This is a genomic window from Paenarthrobacter sp. GQ52 (assembly GCF_059759005.1).
Window position 1 is genome coordinate 65,232 of record NZ_JCAXEJ010000006.1, and the last position, 22,548, is coordinate 87,779.

Annotated in this window: 21 protein-coding genes; 11 read left to right on the plus strand and 10 right to left on the minus strand. The window is 61.9% G+C overall.

Features of this window, described 5'->3' with window-relative positions; translation table 11 throughout:
• Window positions 1-4 precede the first annotated feature (4 nt).
• Entirely contained in the window at window positions 5-1,327 is a 1,323-nt protein-coding gene (locus AC6CH8_RS10195) for an alanine racemase (RefSeq protein ID WP_498190318.1), read from the minus strand.
• A 176-nt stretch (window positions 1,328-1,503) separates the two neighbouring features.
• On the opposite strand from AC6CH8_RS10195, the gene AC6CH8_RS10200 reads away from it, so the two are divergent.
• The 3 genes from AC6CH8_RS10200 to AC6CH8_RS10210 are packed head-to-tail and all read left to right on the plus strand — an operon-like array spanning window position 1,504 to window position 3,678.
• Window positions 1,504-2,511 carry a sugar kinase gene (locus tag AC6CH8_RS10200; protein WP_498190320.1) on the plus strand — a complete coding sequence of 336 codons (1,008 nt, stop codon included), beginning with the start codon at window positions 1,504-1,506 and terminating at the stop codon, window positions 2,509-2,511.
• Entirely contained in the window at window positions 2,471-3,277 is an 807-nt protein-coding gene (locus AC6CH8_RS10205) for an IclR family transcriptional regulator (RefSeq protein ID WP_474661878.1), read from the plus strand. Before AC6CH8_RS10200 ends, AC6CH8_RS10205 begins: the two co-directional genes overlap by 41 nt.
• Window positions 3,274-3,678, plus strand: a complete 405-nt coding sequence (locus tag AC6CH8_RS10210; RefSeq protein WP_024818727.1) for a RidA family protein — start codon at window positions 3,274-3,276, stop codon at window positions 3,676-3,678. The genes AC6CH8_RS10205 and AC6CH8_RS10210 overlap by 4 nt, the downstream gene beginning before the upstream one ends.
• 131 nt (window positions 3,679-3,809) lie before the next feature.
• Here the strand turns inward: AC6CH8_RS10210 and AC6CH8_RS10215 are convergent, their stop codons facing one another.
• Both AC6CH8_RS10215 and AC6CH8_RS10220 read right to left on the minus strand, forming a co-directional pair.
• Window positions 3,810-5,126, minus strand: a complete 1,317-nt coding sequence (locus tag AC6CH8_RS10215; RefSeq protein ID WP_498190323.1) for an LssY C-terminal domain-containing protein — start codon at window positions 5,124-5,126, stop codon at window positions 3,810-3,812.
• A 179-nt stretch (window positions 5,127-5,305) separates the two neighbouring features.
• Window positions 5,306-6,274, minus strand: coding sequence for an NAD-dependent epimerase/dehydratase family protein (locus AC6CH8_RS10220; protein WP_498190325.1), 969 nt, complete (start codon window positions 6,272-6,274; stop codon window positions 5,306-5,308).
• A 114-nt stretch (window positions 6,275-6,388) separates the two neighbouring features.
• Between AC6CH8_RS10220 and AC6CH8_RS10225 the strand changes: the two genes are divergently transcribed.
• Window positions 6,389-6,634 (plus strand): hypothetical protein, encoded by a 246-nt coding sequence (locus tag AC6CH8_RS10225; protein WP_139025115.1) that lies wholly within the window; start codon window positions 6,389-6,391, stop codon window positions 6,632-6,634.
• A 261-nt stretch (window positions 6,635-6,895) separates the two neighbouring features.
• Window positions 6,896-9,187: a maltose alpha-D-glucosyltransferase gene (treS, locus tag AC6CH8_RS10230; RefSeq protein ID WP_498190328.1), complete on the plus strand. Its 2,292-nt coding sequence runs from the start codon at window positions 6,896-6,898 to the stop codon at window positions 9,185-9,187.
• A 147-nt stretch (window positions 9,188-9,334) separates the two neighbouring features.
• Here treS and ppk2 read toward each other — a convergent pair whose 3' ends face one another.
• The 4 genes from ppk2 to AC6CH8_RS10250 form a co-directional block, all read right to left on the minus strand.
• On the minus strand, window positions 9,335-10,279 hold the full coding sequence (gene ppk2, locus AC6CH8_RS10235) for a polyphosphate kinase 2 (protein WP_091464038.1): 945 nt from the start codon (window positions 10,277-10,279) through the stop codon (window positions 9,335-9,337).
• Window positions 10,280-10,413: 134 nt separating this feature from the next.
• Window positions 10,414-11,091, minus strand: coding sequence for a hypothetical protein (locus AC6CH8_RS10240; protein ID WP_091464040.1), 678 nt, complete (start codon window positions 11,089-11,091; stop codon window positions 10,414-10,416).
• On the minus strand, window positions 11,088-11,546 hold the full coding sequence (locus AC6CH8_RS10245) for a hypothetical protein (protein WP_139025116.1): 459 nt from the start codon (window positions 11,544-11,546) through the stop codon (window positions 11,088-11,090). The genes AC6CH8_RS10240 and AC6CH8_RS10245 overlap by 4 nt, the downstream gene beginning before the upstream one ends.
• Before the next feature lie 53 nt (window positions 11,547-11,599).
• Window positions 11,600-12,151 carry a GNAT family N-acetyltransferase gene (locus tag AC6CH8_RS10250; RefSeq protein ID WP_498190330.1) on the minus strand — a complete coding sequence of 184 codons (552 nt, stop codon included), beginning with the start codon at window positions 12,149-12,151 and terminating at the stop codon, window positions 11,600-11,602.
• Between the two features lie 267 nt (window positions 12,152-12,418).
• On the opposite strand from AC6CH8_RS10250, the gene AC6CH8_RS10255 reads away from it, so the two are divergent.
• The 4 genes from AC6CH8_RS10255 to AC6CH8_RS10270 all read left to right on the plus strand — a co-directional run bounded on the left by AC6CH8_RS10255 (window position 12,419) and on the right by AC6CH8_RS10270 (window position 15,955).
• The gene (locus AC6CH8_RS10255) at window positions 12,419-13,456 is read left to right on the plus strand and encodes a TOMM precursor leader peptide-binding protein (protein WP_498190332.1); all 1,038 of its coding nucleotides are present in this window, start codon (window positions 12,419-12,421) and stop codon (window positions 13,454-13,456) included.
• A 160-nt stretch (window positions 13,457-13,616) separates the two neighbouring features.
• Entirely contained in the window at window positions 13,617-13,919 is a 303-nt protein-coding gene (locus AC6CH8_RS10260) for a hypothetical protein (RefSeq protein WP_498190334.1), read from the plus strand.
• On the plus strand, window positions 13,897-14,730 hold the full coding sequence (locus tag AC6CH8_RS10265; RefSeq protein ID WP_498190336.1) for a hypothetical protein: 834 nt from the start codon (window positions 13,897-13,899) through the stop codon (window positions 14,728-14,730). The genes AC6CH8_RS10260 and AC6CH8_RS10265 overlap by 23 nt, the downstream gene beginning before the upstream one ends.
• A 1-nt stretch (window position 14,731) precedes the next feature.
• A complete protein-coding gene (locus tag AC6CH8_RS10270) occupies window positions 14,732-15,955 on the plus strand; it encodes an MFS transporter (RefSeq protein ID WP_498190338.1) in 1,224 nt (407 codons plus the stop codon).
• A gap of 33 nt (window positions 15,956-15,988) precedes the next feature.
• Here AC6CH8_RS10270 and AC6CH8_RS10275 read toward each other — a convergent pair whose 3' ends face one another.
• On the minus strand, window positions 15,989-16,891 hold the full coding sequence (locus AC6CH8_RS10275) for a MurR/RpiR family transcriptional regulator (protein ID WP_498190340.1): 903 nt from the start codon (window positions 16,889-16,891) through the stop codon (window positions 15,989-15,991).
• 177 nt (window positions 16,892-17,068) lie between these two features.
• Between AC6CH8_RS10275 and AC6CH8_RS10280 the strand changes: the two genes are divergently transcribed.
• A complete protein-coding gene (locus tag AC6CH8_RS10280; RefSeq protein ID WP_474661868.1) occupies window positions 17,069-18,361 on the plus strand; it encodes an exo-beta-N-acetylmuramidase NamZ family protein in 1,293 nt (430 codons plus the stop codon).
• 54 nt (window positions 18,362-18,415) lie between these two features.
• Entirely contained in the window at window positions 18,416-20,458 is a 2,043-nt protein-coding gene (locus AC6CH8_RS10285) for a glycoside hydrolase family 3 protein (RefSeq protein ID WP_498190341.1), read from the plus strand.
• A 6-nt stretch (window positions 20,459-20,464) separates the two neighbouring features.
• On the opposite strand, the gene AC6CH8_RS10290 is transcribed toward AC6CH8_RS10285, so the two are convergent.
• Together AC6CH8_RS10290 and AC6CH8_RS10295 are read right to left on the minus strand one after the other, a co-directional pair.
• Complete coding sequence (locus AC6CH8_RS10290) at window positions 20,465-21,475, minus strand: YdcF family protein (RefSeq protein ID WP_498190343.1); 1,011 nt, start codon at window positions 21,473-21,475, stop codon at window positions 20,465-20,467.
• Between the two features lie 45 nt (window positions 21,476-21,520).
• Window positions 21,521-22,537, minus strand: a complete 1,017-nt coding sequence (locus tag AC6CH8_RS10295; protein WP_498190345.1) for a LacI family DNA-binding transcriptional regulator — start codon at window positions 22,535-22,537, stop codon at window positions 21,521-21,523.
• Window positions 22,538-22,548: the final 11 nt, after the last annotated feature.

Below are 22,548 nucleotides of genomic sequence, written 5' to 3' on the forward strand. Positions count from 1 at the left end.
GGTCCTAGAAGAAGGTATGGATGAGGTCGACGACGGTCTGGTTACCTGGACCTTCGACGGACCCGCTGTCCGCGAGCACCGGGATGACGGTCCACTTGTCGAACGCGGTGCACGGGTGGGAGAGGCCCAGCCGGACGACGTCGCCGGGACGGACCGTGGTGGAGTTGGCGTCATAGGTCATGAAGCTGTGTTGATCGTTGACCGAGGTGATCCGGGCGCCAAGTAGCGGCTCCATTGCCCCGCCCAGATCAGGTCCAATGAACTGCGGTTCGGGCAGGCCTTCGTCGAACGGGAGGTCGCGTTTCCCGGCGTCGAGGATGGCGAGGCCGGGTTCAGTCTGCGACACAACCCGTGCCCAGCCGTACATCCCGGCTTTGAAGGGTTGGTCGCCCTCGCGGGAAAACGGCGAAATTGCGCGGTAGAAACCGTCGTCGTGGATGATGTATGCACCGCTGCGGATCATGAGGTCCACGGCAGGTCCGCCAAGTTCGGCGCCGGTGCTGATGGTGGGTGCGAGGACCGTGACGACGTCGTCGAAGTAGGCGCTGCCCCCGGCAGTGATGATCACTTTGCTGGCCCCATACAGCCCTGCGGCGAGCAGTTCCTCGTGAAGCAGCCGCATCTTGGCGAGGTAGCCGCGAACGGCAGCCAATCCGGCGTCGTCCGCTGTGTGCGCGAGTGAGCCTTCATAGCCGCTGACGCCCACCAGGCGCAGGTTGGGTGACTCGGAGATAGCGCGGGCAATCTCCATGGCAGCCTCCACAGAGCGGGCGCCGGTCCGGCCACCATGCGCGCCCAGCTCCACCAGTACGTCCAGCACAGCATCACTGCCGGCGAGCGTTCGATTGATGACTTCCACGGTCCCCAGGGAGTCGATCCAGGAAAGGATGGGCGCGTCCGGCGTGGCAACGCGGGCAACCCACTGAATGGCGTGCGGATCCGTGAGGCTGTTGGCGAGCTGCAGGTTCCTCACGCCGAACTCGCGGGCCACGCGGAGCTGTGCGAAGTTCGCCAGCGTAATGCCCCAGGCACCCCGGCTGAGCTGCTCGGTCCAGAGTTGGGGAGACATGGTGGTCTTCCCGTGCGGGGCGAGCAGGACGCCGTGGTCTCTGCACCAGTCGGCCAGCCGGTCGGCGTTGGCGCGGAGCGCTCCGACGTCGAGGGTGAGCAGCGGCGTCTGGAGATCAGCGAGCGTGTGTTTGGCGGCGAGGAAGCCCGCGTGGGTGGTGCCGTTCGCGGATGCGGGCACAGCTTTGTGGCGCCAGTCGAGACGGCGTTCAGCCAGGCCTGACACGGCAGATGCCGAGATGGCTTCGGAGGTGTTCACGCGTTTCATTCCCTTCGCGATGCTGCGTTCTTGAAGCTGCGTTGTGGGGTCGTTGGGCAATTTTGATGCGTTGCGTATTTTGCAACGCTGGTTGCAAACCTGCTGGTGATATGTCTAACATGGTGGTGGATCGAGAGTCAAGGCCGCTGAGAAGCGCACGAACTAGTGGGAGAACGATGCTTTCAGCTGTATGCGTGGGCGAAACCATGGCCATGCTTACCCCTGTCCACGCCGTCCCCCTGCACCTGGCAACGGAGCTCCACTTCGGCATCGGCGGCGCGGAATCCAACGTCGCTATGGGTTTGGCAGCCATGGGCCTGGACGCGCACTGGGTCAGTCGGGTGGGCCACGATGGCTTCGGCACCCGAATCCTGCACGAGCTCCAGGATCACGGCGTGGGAATCTCCGGCGTGGAAGTGGACGAGTCCTTGCCCACGGGCCTTTACGTCAAGGTCCCGGCGCAGGATACGGACCCCGACGGCGGCAGTTCGGTTTTGTACTACCGGCAAGGATCCGCGGCGTCGGCCATGGGACGGGACACACTTTCCAATCCCGCCGTTTCGTCGTTGCTTGAGAACGCTGCACTCATCCACCTGAGTGGAATCACCGCAGCCCTCTCCCCCGAGTGCCTTTCCCTGTTGGAAGCAATCCTCACCACACCTCGCAATGGCCGGATCATCAGCTTCGACGTCAACTGGCGCGGAGCCCTCTGGGCAGGCCAGGACCGCTCCGTCCTGCAGCGGCTGGCGAACCTGGCCGACGTCGTACTCGTTGGGAAAGACGAAGCCGAACACGCCTTCGGGACCACCGATGAAGCAGAACTTCGCCGCATGATGCCGGATCCGAAGGTGCTGGTCATCAAGAACGAGGCGATCAGCGCCATCTCCTTGGACCAGACCGGCACCCGAGAAGAGGTGCCCGCACTGTCCGTCGCCGTCGTCGAACCTGTTGGCGCCGGCGACTCGTTCGCCGCCGGCTACCTCAGCGGCATGCTGTTCGGTCTGGGCCAAAAGGAAAGCCTCCGGCGCGGACATGTAGCCGCAGCGTGCACCCTGACTGTCCACGGTGATCGCGGTCCGCTGCCCGACGCCGCCGAGCTCGCAGCCATTCTCGATTCTTCGGATGACGCGTGGGCTGCTATCCATGTTGAAGACGGACAATTCAACACCAGAACCGGAGCGTGACATCGTGAGCCAGAGCCTCATGCGAGCCATAGACCTGCTCGGCGAACTCGCCGCAAAGCCAGCAACCCTGGACGAGCTCGCGTCCAAGGCCGCCGTGCACAAGACCACCGTGATGCGGCTCCTGCACGCCATGGAAGAAAAGCGCTTCGTGGTGCGGGACGAAGACCAACGGTTTATGCTCGGCTCCAAGCTCTTTGAACTGTCATCGCTGGCTTTGGAACAGCGGGACATCCGCAAAGTGGCGCATCCGCACCTGGCCGAACTCAACGGCCGAACCGGGCACACTGTGCACCTCGCCGCATTTGAAGGGAATGAGGTGGTGTACATCGACAAGTTCGAGTCGCACCATCCCGTCCGCATGTACTCGCGCATCGGCCTGACTGCATCGCTGCACTCGGCCGCTGTGTCCAAAGTCCTCCTCTCCGATATGCCGCGCAGTCGGCAGGAAAAAATCGCCGCGGGGTTGGACTACGTGAAAGTTACCGAGAACACCCTGACCTCGCCGGAGGCCTTGCTGGCCGAACTCGAGCAGGTCAAGGAACAGGGCTGGGCCCACGACAACGCTGAGCACGAAGCGTTCGTGCACTGCATCGCGGCCCCCATCCGCGACGCCAGCGGCGCCGTTGTTGCCGCAGCCTCTTGTTCGGTACCGGTAGTGATGCTCAGCTATGAAGGATTGCTTGAGCTGCTGCCCGACCTCAAAGCCAGCACCGAGGCCATCTCCAACGACCTCGGCTGGATCAGCCACGAAAGGAACTCAGCATGAGTGAAAAAACCGTAGTACTGACCGAAAACGCCCCCGCCCCGGCGCACGTATTCTCGCAGGGCATCAAGAAGGGCGGCATGTTCCAGGTCTCCGGCCAAGGCCCGATGGACCCCGCCACCAACCAGTACATCGGCGAGGGCGACGTCCGCGTCCAGACCCGTCGCACCCTGGAGAACGTCAAGGCCATCCTCGAAGCCGGCGGATCTTCCGTTGAAGACGTCCTCATGTTCCGCGTCTACCTCACCACCCGCGACGACTTCGCCGCCATGAATGAGGTCTACGGCGAGTTCATCCGGGAGAACGTTCCCAGCGGTTTGCTGCCGAGCCGCACCACCGTGTTCGTTGATCTGCCGCACGAGGTCATGCTTGTGGAGATCGATGCCCTGGCGGTTACTGCGTAACCCCCCGCCACACAGATGCGTTAGCGCCACTCCAACGGGCTGGCGACACCCATATTCGGGTGTCGCCAGCCCGTTGCTGCGTCTCCCCCGAATTTGGGCGGCATATTTGACGGCCGTACCGCGAGATTCCGTTATGAGCTGACCCCGCCCCGGCCAACTACCGACGCCGGAACCGCCGGAACGCGCTGCCGCTTTGCGTACACACGGGCACGTTGGCTGGACAGGGCCAGGAGCACCAGAATGTCAGTGGCCAAACCGGAGAGGCCAGCTTCGAGGGTGATGTTTGCGCTGCCCGTGAAGTAGTCGATTGCCTGGACCAGGATCGAGATGGAGCTCAAGCCCATGGCAATCACGCGGGCGCCATTGCTGCCAAGGAAGATGCGCCAGGCAAGGAAAACTTCACCCAGCCCGAATACCAGGACCACAGCTGCTATCAAGGCGATTGCCGCCGTCGTGCTTTGCGGGTCTGACGAATCGTCGTCGAAGGTGAGCCCGGAAATTTCACCGCCGGAGGTGAATAACGTGATCGCCAGAACCAAAGCCGCCACCGCCCTGGCCACCACCAAAGCAGCCCCCATCAAGATGGGGGCGGGCCGCCTGTCCCTGCTATCGGTGCGGCTGGGCGGCTGATCTGAGGGAACCAGGACGCCGCCAGCGTCGACGATCGGCAAGTCGCCGTCAGTAGAGATTGAATCCCCGCCGCCGTTGCGTGAGTGGTACCCGGTGGAGAAGTCCTTGATGACTTGGACTGAGACAGCTGGTTCCGCAGCCGAAACGGTTGAAACGATGTGGTCCCGCTCCACGTCCGTGTTCTGCTCAATCTTGTGCGTGATCTGCAGGGTGAACAGGGAGAAGCCAACGCTGCGGTCGTAGGTTCCGGCGGCAAGCCAATCCACTTTGTGTCCACCCGGTAGGAGCCAGCCTTCGGGGCAACGCCAGAAGCGGACGTGGTGGCGTTTGCCCGGGCTGTTGTCCACTTCCTGCTGGTACGCGAAGTCTTGCTGTCGATCAAAGAGATACAACGGACTGACGGGCGCCTCGGAGTAGCTACGCCGGAAAAGAGTTGAGCTGATGATGCGCCGGCTGCTGTCGAAAGTGACGTCGTCGGCCTTGGTCCATCCAGCAGATTCCATGATGGCGTGGATCTGGGGCTCGGCGCCCAGCAACGCAACGTTGACCGGGTCACCCAAGAGCCCGTCGCTGGTCCTTGCCCGGCCAATGAAATAGCCCGGCACATAGATGGTGGTCAGGATCCGGTGGAGCCGCGGGAGCAGCAAATAGGCAAGGAACGCCCAGAACACCACGTAGAACCACACCTGCCCCCACCCCAGCTGGAAGCTCTCGCCCACCAACAAGAAGGCAAGCCATACTGCGGCGACTCCGCCCAGGACGAAGAAGCCGTGGTCGAGCCGGGTGTCTGTCACTCCTTTGTTGGCCGCTTTGAACATGGATGCTCCCCCTCCGCTCCTTAAGCTTCGGCGTTGGGGCGGCTGTTGTACAGACACCAATACATACAGCGCCGGAACCCAAGCGGCTTCGTCACCGAACGCATGGAGGCACTGAAGGCCAAGGTTCAGTGTCTTTCAGCACTGAGGCGAGTCCCGGCGTCGAGCGTTTGGCCGTGGTATCAAGTGCTCTGAACCTGAAGCTTGTTGTTACCGATAAGCCACTGCAGCGCCTCACGAACGGCCTGTTCCGGCTCGTAGCGGGGGGCGTAGCCCAGGAGGGACCTGGCTTTTTCGATGGTGAGGCAGTGGTTGCGGGAGAGGTGGGCCCAGCTCGTGTCGGCATGTTCGGGCGTGGTGGTTTCGCGAAAGTCCTCCCAGCTGACCATCTCCGAGTGTGGCTCCCGCCCGAACCACGATGCCGCGATCTCCAGGTAGCCACGAACTGTCAGGGCGGACGGAGCAACAATGTTGAAGTCCTCGCCGGCGGCCGATTCCCGGCTCTGCATTGCTTGCTCGAAGGCCTGCGCGAGGTCGTCCGCGTGGACGTGGTGCATCAGTTCGGTGCCACCTCCCGGAATCTGAAGTGGCTGTCCGGCCGCGATCTTTTGCCACACGGAGGGATCGAAATTTCCGAGCGGACCCACGGGATGCCATCCCGGACCGACAATGTGTCCAGGGTGCAGTGACGTAGTAATGAGCCCTCCGGAGGCCGTCTCATCCTTCAGCATCCCGGCAATATCGCGTTTCTGGATGCCGTATTCATCCAGCGGCTCCGCGGTGGAGTCCGACCCCTCTGAGATGGGCAACTTCCGACTGGCACCATAACGCCAGATCGACCCGCAATGCAGCAGATGCCCCGTCTCGCCGCGCAGACGGTTCACCAGCGCCGTGGCGGAGTCGAGCGTGAAGCACACCAGGTCAATTACGACGTCGGCTCCCAGTCCGGCGACCCGGTCGCCGAAGGTGCCCTCCCGATCTTCGAGGTGGCGGTCCGCGGTGACCTGCCGGACCTGCTGCCACTCGGGCGCATCAACGTATGCCGCGCTGGTCCCGCGGCTGATATTGATGACGTCGTGTCCGCCCCGGACGAGCCGGGGGACCAGGAATGAGCCAATATGGCCGCTTCCGCCGATAACAACAATTTTCATGTGTCCTCCGATCTTCACCAGTCACGGTAATGACTGTTCGGGGCCCACCCGTAGGGCCGGATAGGGCTTTCGCGGACCGTTGACTGTCTTCGGCCAGATGCTTACTCTATCGAAATGACTAACGTGAAGAAGAAGATTGCGTCCGTATTCGCGGCAACCTCTATCCTGGCTGGCGGTGGAATTGCTCTGGCTGCCCCGGCCGAGGCGGCCAGCACCTACGTCTATTGGTTTCATACGAAGGCGACGTGCGAGTCGAACCTGGATGCCGCCAGGCCCGGATTCGGTTCCTACGTGCGCCTGGTCGAGGGGTGTGTCCGGAACGGCAACGGCTACGCCTACACGGTGGTGTGGCGGTACTGACAGCCCCACACCCAGCCCGCAAATTTCCAAGCCCGACGTCGGCACCCACCTGAGTGCCGACGTCGGGCTTTATCGTGGCCACCGCAGTGCCGCCAACGTCAACCCACCACATAATAACGAGACTTACTTGTTCCCGGGTTAGACAAACGGCAGGCTCCCCGGACTAGCATGAATAGTCCGGGCAAGCCCGGGTACGTGACCTCTTGAACGACCCCCTCGGACGGTCGGCGTTGACGCGGCGACCACGTAAAGGAGAAAACTGTGCGGGAGCCTGCAGTCAACGAGAGCGTGTCAGAAATCAGCGAAACTCCGGAAGAAAATCCGGAGGAGACGCCACAGGAAACGCCCGATGAAACCGCAAGCGAACCGGCGGAAATCACCTTTGACGAACAGTTTTATCCAGCTCGGCCCAAGGCGTTGCGGCCGATCGCCCGGAGGCGGCAGTTCTTCGCCGCCCGGCCCTCCTTGGAATTCGACGGCCTGAACTCCACCTACGTGGACTGGCTCAGGAACCAGTCCATGCTGGGTGACGCCAACACCATGGCCCGGCAATTGTCCGGGCAGGCCAGCATGTGGCAGAACTCGTACGCCAGGCCGAATCCGCGCGCAGCCGTTGAGCGTTCACCCGTCTGGTTCACGGCCTACCCCCTGTCCTTCATCACCAAAGACGGGCAGTCCTTCCTTTCCGCGTTGGGCGATCCCGCACTCTGGGACGCGTTCAGCGAGATCGGAATCCGGGGACTGCACACTGGACCGGTCAAGCTGGCCGGTGGTATCCGCGGCTGGTCCCAGACACCCAGCGTGGACGGCCACTTTGACCGGATCAGCATGGCGATCGACCCCGCATTCGGCACCGAAGAAGAGTTCCGTCAGATGTGCGAGGTGGCCAATGACCATGGCGGCACCGTCATTGACGACATCGTTCCCGGGCACACAGGCAAGGGGGCGGACTTCCGACTCGCCGAAATGAACTTCCGGGACTACCCCGGCATCTATCACATGGTGGACATCCCCGAAGAGGACTGGCATCTGCTGCCGGACGTTCCCGAGGGCGAAGACTCGGTGAACATCAGCCCGGCGGCCGAGGAAGCTCTGCAGCAGGCCGGTTACATTATTGGTCGGCTCCAACGGGTGATTTTCTACGAACCCGGCGTCAAGGAAACCAACTGGAGCGCCACCAAGCCCATCATCGACACCACCGGCAAAACCCGACGGTGGGTCTATCTCCACTACTTTAAGTCCGGCCAGCCTTCCATCAACTGGCTGGACCCAACGTTCGCCGGGATGCGCCTGGTGGTTGGCGACGCCCTGCACTCATTGCTGGATTTGGGGACCGGCGCCCTCCGGCTTGATGCCAACGGGTTCCTGGGCGTCGAGAAGAGTGCTGAAGAAGAACCGGGCTGGTCGGAGGGCCACCCACTGTCCGAGGCCGCCAACCAGCTGATTGGTTCCATGATCCGCAAGGTGGGCGGGTTCTCCTTCCAGGAGCTCAACCTCACCATCGATGACATCAAGACGCAGTCCGAGTCCGGCCCGGATCTCTCCTACGACTTCATCACCCGGCCCGCTTATCACTACGCCTTGGTCATCGGGGATACCGAGTTCCTGCGCCTGACCTTGCGGCTTTCCATGGAGATCGGCGTGGACCAGGCATCGCTGGTACATGCCCTCCAGAACCACGATGAACTGACCTACGAGTTGCTCCACTTCGCCGCGGGGCACAGGGATGACGTCTTCGAACTTGCCGGTGAGGAGCTCACCGGCGCAGAGGTGGCGGAGAAGGTTCAGAACACCATGCGGGAACGGCTTACGGGGGAGAACGGGCCGTACAACGCAGTCTTCACCACCAATGGCATCGCCTGCACCACGGTCAGCTTCATCATGGCGGCCCTTGGCATCAAGGATCAGGACGCCATCACCGAGGAGCAGGAAGCGCAGGTCCTGGATGCCCACGTGCTGCTGTCCATGTACAACGCTTTGCAGCCTGGGGTTTTCGCGCTTTCCGGTTGGGACCTCACGGGCATCACAGCGCTTGACCGCGAGACGGTCCGCGAGCTCACCTCGCAGGGTGACACCCGCTGGATCAACCGTGGCGCACACGATCTCATGGGCACCAGCCCGGACGCCAAAACCTCCCTTGCCGGAATGCCCCGCGCCCGGAGCCTCTACGGTCCGCTGCCCGATCAGCTGAAGGATCCGAACTCTTACGCCCGGCGGCTGCAGCAGATCCTTACTGTGCGGGAGGAGTCGGGGATCGCCACCAGCACGCTGCTGGACGTGCCCGACGTTTCCCACCGAGGGCTGCTGGTGCTGGTCAACCAGCTCGCCGACGAAGCACTGCAGGTTACGGTCCTGAACTTCTCGGACCAGGACATCGCCGGCAGTATTCAGTCCTCTCACCTTGTTCCGGGCTCCACCGTCCATGATTTGTTCTCGGGCGAAGACGTCGGCCAGGTAGACGACCTCCACAGCTTCTTCCTCGAACTGCCTGCCTTCCAAGGCACGGCGCTTCTGCTGAAGGACCCGGTCATCGAGGACGACGTTACCGAATAGAGAGTTCGACGTCGGCACTTACGGTGGGTGCCGACGTCGAGGCTCCTGTTCCGTCCGCACCCCCATAACCCCTAACATTCCCGCGAGTTGGCACTTAGTGCCGATGTTTTTGGGAAACATCGGCACTAAGTGCCAACTCGCGGAGGGTTAATCGCCGACGGCGTCGCGGCCGCGGCGGAGGATGAGCGGATCGGCGTCGTAAACCACTGAGGTGTCCTTGTCCTCATAGTCGAACTGGTTGAGGAAGTAGCGCATGGCGTTGATCCGGGCGCGCTTCTTGTCGTTGGACTTGATGGTGATCCACGGTGCGTGGTCGGAGTCCGTATGCAGGAACGTTCGTTCTTTCGCGTCCGTGTATTCGTCCCAGCGATCCAGCGACGCCAGGTCCATGGGCGAGAGCTTCCAACGGCGGACGGGGTCGATCTGGCGGATGGCGAAGCGGGTGCGCTGTTCCTGCCGGGTCACGGAGAACCAGAACTTGGTGACGTGGATGCCGGCGTCAACCAGCATCTTCTCGAAAACGGGCGCCTGACCCATGAAGGTGTCGTATTCGTCGTCCGTGCAGAACCCCATGACGCGTTCCACATTGGCGCGGTTGTACCAGGAGCGGTCGAACATGACGATTTCACCCGCAGTGGGAAGGTGCTGAATGTAGCGCTGGAAATACCACTGGCCTTGCTCACGGTCAGAGGGCTTGGCGAGCGCTACCGTCCGGGCAGAGCGGGGATCCAGATGCTCGGTAAAACGTTTGATGGTGCCACCCTTGCCGGCGGCGTCGCGTCCCTCGAAGACAATGACGTGCTTCAGTCCGAGGTCCTGCCCCCAGTACTGGAACTTCAACAGCTCGATTTGCAGGCGGTACTTCTCGATCTCGTACTCGTCGCGGGTCATCCGCTGTTCGTACGGATAATCCTCGTTCCACGTTTCCACCGCTGATCCACCGGGATCGATGAGGTCCGGGTCTTCGCCCTGCCCTCCGCTGATGGTGTAGCCGAGCTCCACCAGGTGGTCGATGGTTTCACGCAGGTTGTCCCTGACCCACCAATCGTCCAAAGATGTGGCTTGCGCGGTGGGTGGGGTTGCCTCCGTCATACGGTCCTCCTGGTCTGCCGGGTAGTGCGCGGTGGGTGGAGTTGCCTCCGTCATACGGTCCTCCTGGTCTGCCGGGTAGTGCGCGGCAGCCTAGCAGTGCTTGGTGACGGGAACGTGAACGGGCAATTCAGCGGTCAGCCGTGGTTGCGGCGGGCCTCTATCTGCGTGAAAAGCAGCCAGGTCAACCAGACACCCACAAGGATCGCAACACCAGGAAGCAGGTCAACGGGAGCAAGTTCGCGTCCTGCGGGGAGAAGCGCAAAGCCCATCCACACAGCCGCGACCACCACAACGATGCTCAGTGCCTCTGGAACCAGGTCCAAAGTCCTGCGTCGGAGCAGCTTAGCCACCAACTCCCCAAGCATGATCACCACGATGGCTGCTCCCATTCCCAGCGGGTAGGCGCTGAAGCCGGGGACGAAGTCCTGGCTGGTGCTCCACACCATGAAGACAATCAAGCCCACCAAGAGCGCCGAGGACTTGATGAGCGCCCCACCAATGAGCAAGACCGGAATTCTCCGCTCCTTGTCGTGGCGCTTCCGTGGAATGTAGTCCCATGCGCCTCGGGTGAGCTTGGAGCTGATCCATCCGGCAACAAGCACCAGGGCCAGCGGGACCAGCACGGGCGTCACGTAGTTGTTGCTGACGGCCCAAAAGAAAGCCAAAAGCGCCGTGTAAACCTGAGGGGTGGCAATGATTCCCAACCACCAGCCTGTCAGGAATTCCTTGCGGGCTCCGGGGAGGTCAACAGGATGGACCAGGAACTGGGTTTCCGGGTCCGGTAGTTGGACCTTTTCTTCGATGGGATTCATGACGTCCTCCAAGGGACCTGCTCGATGTAGGGCGGGCGCAGGCCCGCTCTGGCGATTTCGTATACCTTCTGGCGCGCCACACCGAGCTCAGCAGCTACGGTTACCGCGCTGTATTCGTCCAGCAGTTCGGCAACAGCTGCCGACCTGACTCCGGACGCCCTCGAGTTCAAATGCGCAGCAAAGATGCTCACCTCGGCTGAGAGGAGTGCAACGGCGAGGGGGCCGCCGAATGGATCTGCCCAGCCTGGCTGGCCCCCGGCGGCAGCCGCATAAAGGGCATCCCCACCATCGGCGAGGACAGCCTTGAGCTGTTCCGGGGTGATGCCGCGTTCAGCGAACCTTGCGGCTGCGGTTTCCCTGGTTCCGTCGTCCACGGGACGGTGAGTAAGGACCTGCTGCCACCGTGAATCCGAGGGGCTGGACGCGGGGATGTCACCCCGGGGTTGACTGCTCATGTCGTCCATCGTGCGCCGCCTATGGCTGCGGCGTCAACCCCCGGGTGACAAATCTAATCTGCGGCAGGTTTTCCCAAGTCAATCCAGTACCGGCGGAAAAGCCGCCCGCCTTCACCCGTGCGCACATCTTCGAGCCACCCATCGCAACGTTCGATAGTCCTGATTGACGCCGAATTGTCGTCGTCACAGGTCAGCAGAACGCGATCGGGCAGAACCCCACCCAACTCCTGCGCAGCCAAACGGGCCAGCAGTTCCCTCAGCGCCCAGGTTGCCGCCCCCCTCCTGCGATCCGAGGGTCGAATCCCGTAGCCAATGTGCCCGCCCGAGTTCAGGAGAGCCTGGGTCAAATGGTGCCGGAACGCAATCGCCCCCACGTAGCGTGGACCTTCCGTGATCCAGAGGTAGGTGCACGGAACAATGCCGTCCTTCTCCGTCGCGCTTTCAGCGTCCAGCAACTTGCCAACCCAATCAGCGAAGCCCTCGGGGCTGGTGACGTCTTCCGCCATGAAGACGGCGGCGCCATCCTGATGGACGCCGGCCCACTCACGGTGGGACTCGAGGAAGGACCTGTGGAAGGCGGCGTTCGGCGGTACGAGTTCAAACATGCCCTCGACTCTATACCGCACACGCCTTGACGTGGACCCGACAAAGCGACACGCAGAAAAGTTATCGACAAACTTGTCATATCCATGACATGTGTCGTAGATTCATTCCGTCCAACAAGTTTATAAACACAAAGGAGTGATTCAAGTGCTTAAGCTCAAGCGACTGGCCAAGCGCCGTTCCAAGCTGAACTTCGTGTTCAACTAACCCAAGAATAAATAGTGGGGGCCACGCATCGCGTGGTCCCCACTCATCATTGGAGGCAAGAATTGGCAGCCGTAACCTACTCCCTCAAGCAGTCGCTACCGGTCATCACCACGGAAACGGCCGTGCAGATCGGATTGGCACCGCCCAACGCAATCGAAATCGAGGACGCTCCAGACGGGCTGGCTGAACTACTCAGCTTCGCTTCACAGCCACGGACACTCGACGATCTGGGAGGCAAGGCCGAACTCCTGCTGGGTGAAGGCTCCGGAGAGATCGTCGAGGAACTTATCGACGCCGAGATTCTGGTGCCGTACAGGTTCGACCTCTCCGGCCGGTACAGCCGTCATGACCTGTACTTTGAACTTGCGCACAGCACCGGGCCCGGAGCCAGCGATCTGCTGCGCAGCCGAAAGGTCACGCTGATCGGTGTGGGCGGGATCGGGACGAACGTAGCCATGCAGCTCGCAACAGCCGGCGTGGGTTCCATTGTCTTGGTCGACGGGGACACTGTGGAAGAAAGCAACCTGACCCGGCAGTACCTCTTCACGGCGCAAGATATTGGTACCCCCAAAATCCAAGCCGCTGCACGGAACCTTCACCTCAGGGCCCCCGACATCAACACGGTGGAAGTCGCCTCCATGATCTCCGGAGTGGAAGATCTCCTGCCTGTTTTTCAGGACTCAGACTTCGTTGTGGTCTCCGCCGACACGCCCCAGGAAGTGCTCGAGTGGTCTAACCAAGCGTCCATCGCCACCGGCACGCCTTTCACTTGCGCCGGGTATCAAGACACGCGTGGAGTGGTAGGCCCGGTAGTACGGCCAGGCGTCACCCCTTGCCTGCAATGTGCAGCAACAGATAACGACGGCAGGACCAACTCAAAGGCATCGCTCTCCACCACAAACCTCAATAGCTCGTACCAGGCTCCAAGCTTTGGACCCCTCAACTCCATCGTGGCATCCATTGCAGCCATGGAAGTGTTCCGCTACCTGCTGACCGGATCCACCAACCTTGACGGCAGGCGATTGGTGTTTGACTCCCTGGAGTTGGCGTCGGAGTTCGAGGATTTCGCCAGGAATGGCCACTGTGCTGCGTGCGCCTGACCGTAAAAAGGGCACGGTGCTAGTTGTTTTGACGGGAGCCTACGTAGTCGCCTCGATGGCCGCAACGGTGGCCAACAGAAATTTCTGGCCCATCGCGTCAAACAATATGTTCAATGCCAAGTTCAGGGACCGCGTCTCAAGATTCGCAGTTGAATTCCACATGCATGATGGAACAACGGTTGCCTGCGGCCCGGCGAACTGCCTTCCAACTCAGTTCTTCCGGGCCGGAGCAGTGTTCGCCAGCATCTTCATGGGTGAGGATGAGCAACCGAAGAACGTCCTCTGCCGGAGAATCGTCCGGAGGCTTCGCAGCAACGCGTGGCGACCGTTTGACGAGGTTCGTGCCCCCGCTCACCTGCCCGACCCTCCCTTGAGGATGGACATCCTGGTGGCAACTACTGTTCGGGGAATGCCTGAGGAAAAGGAAATTGTGTACAGCTATGTTCCGACAACTTCGCAGTAAACCAGTCCAACTCCGTCGGGTACGCAATGCGGCAGTGTGGGCTGTTGCCGCCCTGGCGCTGACGCTCCGCCCCGGCCCGGCTACAGCCCGGGACTATCGAGCTGCAGTTTCTGCACAGGAGTCAGCGGCCGATCGCAGGCCTGATGACGGGATCGCCTGGAAGAGCCGACGCACGGCAGCCGGACTGCTGATGGCCGCCGCGGCGGCCAGCGAGGTTTGTGGAGACGCCGGGGCAAAGCCCTCTTCTTGGATTCGGCGGGCCGCGCTGGGATTGTTTTTGGGAACACGGGCTTTGGATGCCCGCTCCCTACCGGGCCGCTGGCCGTATGACACATTCATTGAAGCGGTACTCGTCATCAGTCAGATGTCCAAGCCGGGCAGTGGCCAGTCCCCGAACCTGCCGCTTTCGGTCTCACGGGTTGCGCTATACCTGCCCTACACGCAGGCCGGTTTGTCCAAACTCCTCCACGGCTATGACGCTTGGGTCAGGCGCGGCGATGCCAACCATATTTATCACTCGCACCTGTTGGCCTCGGATACTCACCCGTTTGCCCAAGAGCGATACAGAGTGCCGGTTCGTGCCCTGACCCGCACAATTCCCTTTCTTGAATTAGTCGCACTCCCCCTTGCGCTCATTCTTCCCGGCAAGTGGCGGATTGTAGTTCCCTGCTGCACCACCATCTTTCACATGGTCATTGCCCGCACGTGGAATATCAGCTTTTGGCAGGCTCCCGTAATGCAATGGCTTCTCACTTCAGTGGAAAAGCAGCCCGACCTTGTCACCATTCTCCAATCATCCCGAGGTAAATGACGTGTCATTAGCAAAGCCATGGCAGCGACGTTTGCACCTCACGGGCATGTGGGTGAATTCGTTGGGTGGCGGTGCCTACAACATCGCCCTGCCGCTCATAGTTCTGCAGACAAGCGGCAGCCTTGCCCAGATGTCCATTGTTGCCGTGGCATCACAACTTCCGAAGGCTTTCCCCGGAGTGCTCATCGGAGGAGTCGCAGATCGGATGTCCCCCCGCGCCATGACCCACATCGGCTATTGGGGTCAAGCACTGGTTGTTGCTGCAATGGCGCTGCTAATAGGCCCTTGGCACACTCCCTTTTGGGTCCTCGTACTAGGCGCCTTCCTACGCGGCAGCCTCGACATGTTCGCCCGGACAGCCACCTTCGTGGCCATCCCGAAGATGTACGGTGACGGCACTGCGAAATTCAACGCAGCAGTTTCCACCGCGTGGACCTCAGCTTCCATCGTGGGGCCGGCAATTGGTGGAGCCTTGAGCGCCGTCTGGGGTCCGTGGTGGTTGCTGGCCGTTGACGCAGTGTCGTTTACGGTTATTGCCTTGATCATGAATTTCCTGCCGTGGCCGGAGCGCCCCAGCAGCCTGCCGGACCGGCCAGGTTTCTACAAGGAACTGTCTGCCGGGTACCGGAGACTTACCCAAATCCATGGTTGGTGGCGTTTTGCCGGGACAGTTGTCCTCGTCGGCTTCCTGTCAGCCCCACTGTCAACTCTGGCGATCTTCCAGACCTCCGTTGGCCTCAAGGGTTCCACCACGGAAGTAGGAATCGTGGGCGCAGCGGCCGCTGCGGGCCTCTTCTGCGGTTCGATTCTGTCAGGATTGTTCTCCGATTGGCGCCCAAACGTACTGATGCAACGCTCCTCATGGCTTATGGCAGCAGGAGCCTTGCTCTTCTTCATCCCGTCGTGGATTGCCGTGGCTAGTGCCCTTTTCATCGTCTGTACGGGCGGCATTGCATGGACGGTGGGACGCACATCCCTCATCCATCAACAGATTCCCTCGTCTGACCTGGGCAAGACCATGACGGCAGTCCAGTTTCTTGAAACTGTATCCAGTCCCCTCAGCCTTGCAGTTGCCACGTTTCTTATGGGCGTCTCGTCATTCATGGCCTTTGGCTCCATCCTCCTGGCAGCCTTGCTTTCGGGGGTGCTTGCGATCAATTCAGACTCCATGCTGAAGCCACGTGAAGTGAAAGGAGAGGTCAAGCAGGCGGAACCTGTCCAGTAGTTTCACGCTGTCCCGGACAGGCAGCTGCGTTTGTCAGTTGCCCCGGCGCAACTTCCGGCTTTGGACAACTGCATGCGTTTTGCGCAGCGCATCAATGGAAGCCTCATATGACTGCTGGGCGACGCCCACGAACAGGCAGTCAACGAGCATCATCTGCGCTATCCGGCTACCCATGGCCCCAGGGCGGAATGGGGTCTCCCGTGCTGCCGTGGTCAATACAATGTCCGCCGCCAGCCCAAGGGGTGAGTCTGCATGGTTGGTGATGGCGATGGTGACGGCTCCGGCCGCTTTGCCCGCTTTCAGGTAATCGACAGTGTCGTCGGTCGCGCCTGAGTGCGAGATGGCAACGGCGACACATTCTGCGTCGAGCAGTACCGCTGAGGTGAGGGCGGCATGCACTTCTGGCCAGACGAAGGAGACCAGGCCTATCCTATGCAGCTTTTGCTGCAGGTCCTGACCCACCAAACCTCCCGCTCCCACGCCGAAGATGTCGATCTTCCGGGAGCTGGCCACCACGTCAATGGCTCGAGCCAGCTGTTCGACATCCAGCACCTGGGCAGTATCGGCGATGGACATGGTTTCGTTGAATGCGATTTTAGAGACGATGTCTTGCAGCGAGTCGGCAGTGTTGATGTCCTCGTAGACCTCGGCCGGAACGCCATGGGCCACACTCTCACGGGCAGTTTCACGCGCAAGATCCAGGCGGAGATCCGAGTAGCCGCCGTAGCCCACCTTTTTGTAGAACCGGACCACCGAGGTGGTGGACGTTCCGCACTCCTCAGCCAAATCGCCGATGGACATGGTGGCAGACCGCGATGGGTCTGACAGGACCAACTCAGCCACGGCACGCTCCGATGGGCGTAACGCTGGCAGGACAGAGCGAATCCGCACCAAAACAGTGCGGGACAACTGTGCGCTTACCGACGCTTCCAGCATGGTTTCCTTCCGAAGGGTCGAACCGGATCCAGGGTTCCACCCGAGTCTTGTCATTAAGTTACACAAGCATGGACGCGAAGGTAAGTCATTGACGCGCCACCGGCAAGCGAATACGGTCGGCGTAAGGAAAGTCACAAAACTTGTCATGCTCCTCGCTCTCCTTCGAAAGGCTTCTTCATGGCTCTCGACCGTAGAAAACTGCTCCATGCTTCGGGGCTGGCGGCCGCTGCCGCCGTCGTCGCGCCCTTTGCCCCCAGCGCAACCGCCAGCACGAACCAGACCCGGCCGGGGAAGCCGTCATCTCCAGTCAGCGGCGCCGATGTAGCCGCCGCCAACGGCTGGAGCATCTTCGCCGGCCGCAAAGTGGGAGTTATTACCAACCCCACCGGCGTCCTGGCGAACTTCCGCTCAATTGTGGATGACATGGCGGCCAAAGGTGTCGAGGTCGGAGCGGTCTTCGGACCCGAGCACGGCTTCAGGGGGACCGCCCAGGATGGCGCCAGCGAAGGAACATCCGTGGACCCGCGGACCGGCATCACGGTCTACGACTCCTACGGGGCCACCGTTGCCGACTATGTGGGCTTCTTCGAAGCCTCCGGGGTGGACACCATCTGCTTCGACATTCAGGATGTCGGCGCACGCTTCTACACCTACATCTGGACCATGTGGGGAGCCATGCAGGCGGCATCCAGGACCGGTGCCACATTTGTTGTCCTGGATCGCCCGAACCCCATCGGCGGCCAGGCACGCGGACCGGTCCTGCAGAAGGGGTTCGAATCCGGCGTCGGCCAACTGGGCATTGCGCTCCAACATGGCATGACGGTGGGCGAGCTCGCCAAATACTTCAACGCAGTTCACCTTCCGGCCGCCGGCCTCAAGTCCATCCAGGACCTTCAGGTGGTGGAGGTCCAGGGATGGCGTCGCGACATGACGGGACCGGACAACCGGGCGGCGTGGATCCTGCCGAGCCCCAACATGCCAACACCCGAAACCGCCACCCTGTACCCCGGCACGGCCTTGTTCGAGGCCACCAACATGTCAGAAGGGCGCGGAACCACCCGGCCGTTCGAACTCATCGGCGCACCCTACGTGGACTATCGCTGGGCGGAGGCCCTGAACAGCAAGGGCCTTGCGGGTGTCACCTTCCGCGAGGCCTACTTCCAGCCGACACTTTCCAAGAACCAGGGCCTCATTTGTGGTGGCGTCCAAGTTCACATCACCGACGCCACCCGCGTTGAAGCCCTGGAAGTGGGCACCCACATGCTGGTCGAAGCCAAGCGCCTGTATCCCGGTTTCGGTTGGCGCGGCGACGGCGGACGGTGGATGGGCCTGCTCAGCGGTTCGGCCCGCTTTGCTGAACAGCTCGACGCCGGTGCTGGCGCCAAGACGATCATGGACAGCTGGCGGTCCGAACTGGACCAATTCGTGCGCGACACCCGCGAGTACCTCCTCTACAACGGCAAGCGCTAGTCCTTCAGACACACAAACCTCAACCGCAACAAGGACGATGGGATTGGGATTCACATGCAAAGACAACGAACTTCACTCATGACGGCGGCGGCCACCGCGCTGTTAATGACGGGCGCAGGGGTGTTGGCTGGCACGGGCACTGCACTTGCGGCCGTACCCACCACGGAAAACACGACGACGGTCTCCGCCTCGCCTGACATCGAGGCGATGATCGCCGGCATGACGCTGGACGAAAAGATCGGCCAGATGACCTGGACGCACGTCTACGGATCATCAGCGGACGACACCTCCATGGCAGCAAAAAATCAAGAGCGGTACGGCGTCAACACACCCGCGGAGGTGGTGGAAAAGTACAACCTCGGAGGCGTCCTCTACTTCGCATGGTCCGGAAACACCGCCAACCCCCAGCAGGTTGCCGGCCTCTCCAACGGCCTGCAGCAAACGGCAATGCGGGAGGACGGAAACGGCATCCCACTGGCGGTCACCATCGACCAGGAAGGTGGTTTGGTTGCCCGCATCGGGCCACCCGCCACGGTTCTCCCGGGCAATATGGCCCTCGGCGCCACCGCTGACGCGAATCTTGCCAAGGCGCAAGGTGAAATCCTGGGCTCCGAAATGCGTGCCATGGGTATCAACGTAGACTTCGCACCGGTCCTGGATCTCAACTCCAACCCGGACAACCCCGTCATTGGCATCCGTTCCATGGGTGAGGACCCTGCGCTGGTCAGTGCACTCGGGGTCGCCCAGATAGCGGGCATTCAGGCGCACAACGTAGGTGCGGCCGCCAAGCACTTCCCCGGCCACGGCGACACCTCAGTGGATTCCCACTACGGCCTGCCCACCGTTACCTACGATCGCGAGACCCTCAACCAGCATCTGAAGCCATTCAAAGCCGCAATCGATGGCGGCGTGGATATGGTCATGACGGCACACATCATTGTGGAGGCAATTGACCCGGAGATGCCCGGCACCCTGTCCCACAAGGTACTCACGGGCTTGCTTCGGGATGAAATGGGCTTCAAGGGTTTGGTGACAACGGATGCCCTGGATATGGCGGCAATGGCTGCCGAATGGCCTCAGGAAGAGATCGCAGTGAAGGCAATCCAGGCCGGCTCTGACATCCTCCTCAACTCCCCCGATGTGGATGCGTCGTTCGCTGGGGTTCGCGCCGCCGTCGGATCCGGCGAGATCACCGAGGCCCGCCTGGACGAGTCAGTCCGAAGGATCCTTGAATGGAAGGTCAAGCGCGGGGTCTTCGAGCAACCCTTGGCCGATCCCGCCGCTGTGGACACCCTCGTGGGCAGCGCAGAGAACCTGGCCACGGCCAAGCTGATCTCCGAGCGTGCCGTCACGCTGCTCCGCAACGAAGGCCAGGTTTTGCCACTCGCTTCGGGCAGCTCGGTCCTCATGGTGGGAGCCGGTTCAGCATGGCCGGAGCTCGTCGGTCCAATGCTTAAGGACCAGGGATTTGCGGTGAGGGAAGACTACGAGGATGGGGCCTCACCGTCCGCGGCCTACCGCGCGCGTGCCGTAGCCGCCGCCGGCAACGTCGACGCCGTCGTCTTCGCTTCTTACAACGCGACCAGCAACGCTGCGCAGCAACAGATGGTAGCGGAACTCGCAGCCACGGGGACGCCGGTCATCGTTGTGGCCACGCGAAATCCCTACGACATCAGTGTCTTCCCCGGTGCCGACGCCGTGCTCAACAGTTATGGGGTCAAGGAGGTTAACTTCCACGGCGCCGTCCGCGCCATTTCGGGCGCCATCAACCCGAGCGGCAAGCTGCCGGTCAACATTCCCGAAGCCGACGGCGACGGCGTCCTGTTGCCGCTGGGCTTCGGCCTGAGCTACGAAACGGCGACGCCGGCGGCCGTCACCTTTACCGACCGACCCGGCCATGGGCAGGATGGCTACACCATCCCCTCCGTCGCGGGTGTGTCGTACCTGGTTGACGGGAAGGTAGTCGCGGCCGGGAGCTACAGGAAACCTGCCGGCACGGTGACCGTCACAGCGGAACCCAAGCCGGGATACGTCTTCACCGCTGGCTCCGTCACCGATTGGAGCCACGCGTTCACCACCGGGCTACCCAAGTCCTAGGAAGAGTCACACCACTGGAGAGTTCATCAGTGCGACCGTGATGAGCAGGGCAATCCCGAACATCGGCAGGCAAAGAATGATGTTGGTTAGGCGGTTGTCCCTCATCACGGCCACGAACTCCCGGAGGAAGGCACTGGGCACGAAGTATCTGGCCGTGGGAGCACCCACAACCTCGGCGTTGATCCTCTGGCGCCGGGAAAGGAGCGCTGCACGCAGTACGTGGTAGTTGTTGGTGCACACAAGCAAGGGCCCTTGAATGCCCCTATCTGCCAATAGGGCAACCGAGTACACAAGGTTCTCGCGGGTGGTGGTGGCCTGGTTCTCCTCCAACACGTCCGTGGCAGCCGCGCCTTTGGCCACCAGGTACTCCTTCATCGCTGTGGACTCCGGCCGGGGTTCATCCGGGCCTTGGCCCCCGGAAGGTACCAGGACAGGCTTGGCCGGGGTGTCGCCGTCGTAAATTTCCAGGGCCTTGTTCAAGCGGGCGGCGAGCAACGGCGGGACCTTGCCGTTGATCAGGCCGGAGCCGAGGACGATGACGGCCGCCGGGTTCGGGCTGAAACGCATCCGCGAATACACCACCGCGTATCCCAGGAACACCACGAAGGCGCAGCCGAGGTACGAGCAGAGGAAGAAGGCCAGAGCAGCAATTCCGGCCAACACCGGCTGCCCGCTCAGCACAAAAAGGAAGGCGACTACCGGGGCGAGGAACACTGCGAGTCCCACCACGATCGGCAGGAAGCTGGTGATGCCGGGGCCTTCCCTGCGGACCATCGTGATGCCGTTGGCTATCAGGAAGCCGGCGAACACGAAAATGCTCACTACCGGGACTACCAAGACCACCAGGTTCAACCATTCGAACCACGGGTTCAGGTCTACCAGGAACTCCAGAAGGGCCTGCAGGAGGAACCATGCCGCCACCAGCAGGAACACACCGTTTCGGAGCCGACGCCGGTCGGACTGGAACGAGGCCAGGAAGAGCCCCGCAAAGAGAAGTCCAAGGACCAGGTTCAGCATGATCCAAGCCTATGCGCTGGGGCTGGTGCCCTCGCGCTGCGCCGGTCAGGCCGATTCGCGGATGACCAACTCGGTGGGGATGGTGACGGCCGCCGGGCGCTTGCCGCTGATGACGTCCAAAAGCAGGCGTACCATCTCCTCGCTGATTCGATCGAACGGCTGCCGGACCGTGGTGAGCGGCGGCGTCGCCTCCTGGGAGACCTTGATGTCGTCGAAGCCGACGACGGCGACGTCACCTGGCGTTGTCAGGCCTGCCGCCCGCAACACGTCCATGGCACCGAGCGCCATGAGGTCGTTCGCGGCGAAAACGGCGTCGATGTTCCTGCTTCGGTTGAGGAGTTCGCGCATTGCTTTGGCCCCGCTGTCGCGGCTGTAATCGCCGTGGGCAATGAGTTCCTCATCGATGTCCGCGCCCTGATCGTCCCGGTACGCTTCGAGTCGGCGCGTACCGCCCGAGGTGTCCGCAGGGCCGGCGATGTGGGCAATCCGCTGCCGTCCGCCGTCGCGCATGTACCGCAAAACGTCACGCGCACCCTCGTAGTCGTCGGCCGCAACGTAGCCCATCTTCTTTTCGAAGCCCAGGGGGACACCACACGCAATGGCAGGGACGCCCGCAGCAATAATGTCCGCGATGATGCCCTTCCGACTCCCATGGGAGGAGATAAGAAGGACACCGTCAACATGGCCCGCAGTGAGGAAGTCCGTGGCACGCCGTTGTTCATCATCGGTCCCGGCCATGATCAAGACCAATGGGATGTCGTGCACGGCCAGGGCATCCGCTGCCCCGCGCATGAGGACAGCAAAGTTGGGGTCCTCGAACAACCTTTCCTGCGTCTCCGTGAGCAGGAACGCCACAGAGTTGGCCCGGTTGGTGGCCAGGTTCCTTGCGTGCGGGTTGACGCGATAGCCGGTCTTCTTGATGGCCGCGTTAACAGCGGCCAGCGCGGACGGGCTAACCCAGTGGCCCCCATTGAGAACCCGCGAGACCGTACCTCGCGATACGCCGGCTTCCGCGGCAACATCGTCGATTTTGGGCCTTGGCCGGGGGGTGGGTTGAGTCATGACCAAAGCCT